Annotated in this window: 2 protein-coding genes; both read left to right on the top strand. The window is 75.5% G+C overall.

Annotated features, from left to right (window positions below; translation table 11 throughout):
- The first annotated feature begins 263 nt into the window (after positions 1–263).
- The gene (gene aroC, locus AWZ10_RS44290) at positions 264–1,448 is read left to right on the top strand and encodes a chorismate synthase (protein WP_107084654.1); all 1,185 of its coding nucleotides are present in this window, start codon (positions 264–266) and stop codon (positions 1,446–1,448) included.
- An 8-nt stretch (positions 1,449–1,456) separates the two neighbouring features.
- Positions 1,457–2,557, top strand: coding sequence for a 3-dehydroquinate synthase family protein (locus tag AWZ10_RS44285; RefSeq protein WP_234360926.1), 1,101 nt, complete (start codon positions 1,457–1,459; stop codon positions 2,555–2,557).
- Positions 2,558–2,640 lie beyond the last annotated feature (83 nt).

Here is a 2,640-nt window from a genome sequence, read left to right as displayed (position 1 = left end):
GCAGAGCCCGCCGCGCACCGCACGCCGTGGACCGGTCGGCGCCCGCACCGTCGCATGACGCCCGCACGGGCCGCCGGCCGCCCCCTCCCCCGAACCGCACGACACCCACAACACGCACGACACGCACAGCCCGCACAACACGCACAGCCGTATCTCCGCGCGACGCACCCGGCGCGTACGTCCGCGCGACGCGCATGCGTCCGCATCGTGGCCCGCGTCCCGCTCGCTCCCATCCGCCCGCGTACCAGAACGAAGGAAGTGCATTGCCAACTCTGCGATGGCTCACCGCCGGCGAGTCGCACGGGCCGGCCCTGACCGCCGTGCTCGAGGGACTGCCCGCGGGTGTGCGGACCTCCACCGACGAGGTCGCCGACGCACTCGCCCGCCGACGCCTGGGACACGGGCGCGGCGCCCGTATGAAGTTCGAACGCGACGAGGTCGCCTTCGTCGGCGGGGTACGCCACGGCCGCACCCTCGGCAGCCCGGTCGCGGTCCGCGTGGGCAACACCGAATGGCCCAAGTGGCAGACGGTGATGGCCGCCGACCCGGTGAGCGCCGACGCCCTCGCCCGCCAGGCCCGCGGCGCCCCCCTCACCCGTCCCCGTCCCGGCCACGCCGATCTGGCCGGTATGCAGAAGTACGGGTTCGACGACGCCCGGCCGGTGCTGGAGCGGGCCAGCGCCCGCGAGACGGCCGCCCGCGTGGCGCTGGGCGCCCTCGCCCAGGCCTTCCTGGGGCAGGCCTACGGAGTCGAACTCGTCAGCCATGTCGTGGCGCTCGGCGGCCGGCACTCGCCCTCACCGGTACTGCCCGGCCCGCAGGACACCGACCGGCTCGACGCCGACCCCGTGCGCTGCTTCGACTCCGCGGCATCGGCCGCCATGGTCGCCGAGGTGGACCGGGCGCACCGGGCCGGGGACACGCTCGGCGGCATCGTCGAGGTCCTGGTGTTCGGGCTTCCGCCGGGCCTGGGATCGCATGTGCACTGGGACCGCCGGCTGGACGCGCGGCTGGCCGGTGCCCTCATGGGCATCCCGGCCATCAAGGGCGTCGAACTCGGTGAGGGCTTCGCGCTCGCCGGTGTCCCGGGCTCGCGCGCGCACGACGAGATCGTGCCCGGCGAGGACGGCCTGCGCCGGGCCAGCGCCCGTTCCGGCGGCGTCGAGGGCGGTATCTCGACGGGCGAGCCGCTGCGGGTGCGCGCCGCCATGAAACCCATCGCCACCGTGCCCAGGGCGCTGGCCACCGTGGACGTGGCCACCGGTGACAGCGCCGTGGCCCACCACCAGCGTTCCGACGTCTGCGCGGTACCGGCCGCCGCCGTGGTCGCGCAGGCGGTGACCGCGCTGGTCGTCGCGGACGCCGCGCTGGAGAAGTTCGGCGGCGACAGCGTGGCGGAGACCTCCCGCAACCACCGCACCTACCTGAGCCACCTGGCGATCAAGTGAGGCAGACCGTGACTTTCTCCATGCATCCGGACACCGCCCCGACGACCCTGCAGGCGACCGGCGGGGCACCGTACCCCGTCGTCGTCGGCACCGGCCTGCACGAGCACGTCGGGCCGCTGCTCGACGACACCGCGACACGGGTGGCGCTCATCCATCCGCCGGCGCTGGCCGCCGCCGCCCGGCGCATCGCCGGCGACCTCGAACGGCACGGCCGTCAGGTGCTGGAGCTGGTGGTGCCGCCCGGCGAGTCCGCCAAGGACGCCGGTGTGCTGGTGTATCTGTGGTCCCGGCTCGCCGAAGTGGGCTTCACCCGCGGCGACGCGGTCGTGGCCGTCGGCGGCGGCGCCACCACCGACCTCGCCGGTTTCCTCGCCGCCACCTGGCAGCAGGGGCTGCGCCTGGTGCTGGTGCCCTCCACCCTGCTGGGCATGGTCGGTGCCTCGGTCGCAGGCAGGGGCTCCCTCAACGTCCCCCAGGGCAAGAACCTGGTCGGCGCCCTGCACCGGCCGGCCGGCGTCGTGTGCGACCTGGACCTGCTCGCCACGCTGCCGCTGCCCGAGTACGTCGGCGGCCTCGCCGAGGTGGTCAAGGCGGGGCTGATCGCCGATCCCGCGCTCCTGGACCTGATCGAGGCGGACCCGCGGGCGGCGGCCGATCCCGCGGGCGGGCGCACCGCGGAGCTGGTCGAGGGCGCCGTGCGGGCCAAGAGCGCCCTGCTGGGCACCGACCCGCTCGCCGAGGGCCCGCGGGAGTTCCTCGACTACGGCCACACCCTGGGCCACGCCGTCGAGCACGCGGAGGGCTACCGCATCAGGCACGGCCACGCGGTGTCCATCGGCATGGTCTACGCCGCCGAACTCGCCCACGCGGCGGGACGGCTGAGCGCACCGCACGTGCTGCGCCACCGCACCGTCCTTGAGTCGCTGGGACTGCCCACCTCCTACCCGCGCCATGCCTGGGAGCGGCTGCGTGCCTCGCTCGGAGCGGACGACACCGTCCGCGGCGGAAGGCTCAGGTTCGTCGTCCTGGACGCGCCGGGCCGTCCCGGGCTGCTGCAGGGCCCCGATCCCGAACTGCTGCAGGCGGCGTGGGCCCGGGTGGGCGGATGAGCGCTCCCGCCGCGCGGAGCACCCTGACGGCGCCCCCGCTGCCGGCGGGGGCCCCCGGCATCGCCGCCCCGGGCACCGTCATG

Origin of the sequence: Streptomyces europaeiscabiei (assembly GCF_001550375.1) — a bacterium.
Classification (GTDB): Bacteria; Actinomycetota; Actinomycetes; order Streptomycetales; family Streptomycetaceae; genus Streptomyces; species Streptomyces europaeiscabiei.
This window is presented reverse-complemented; position numbering and strand designations above follow the sequence as displayed.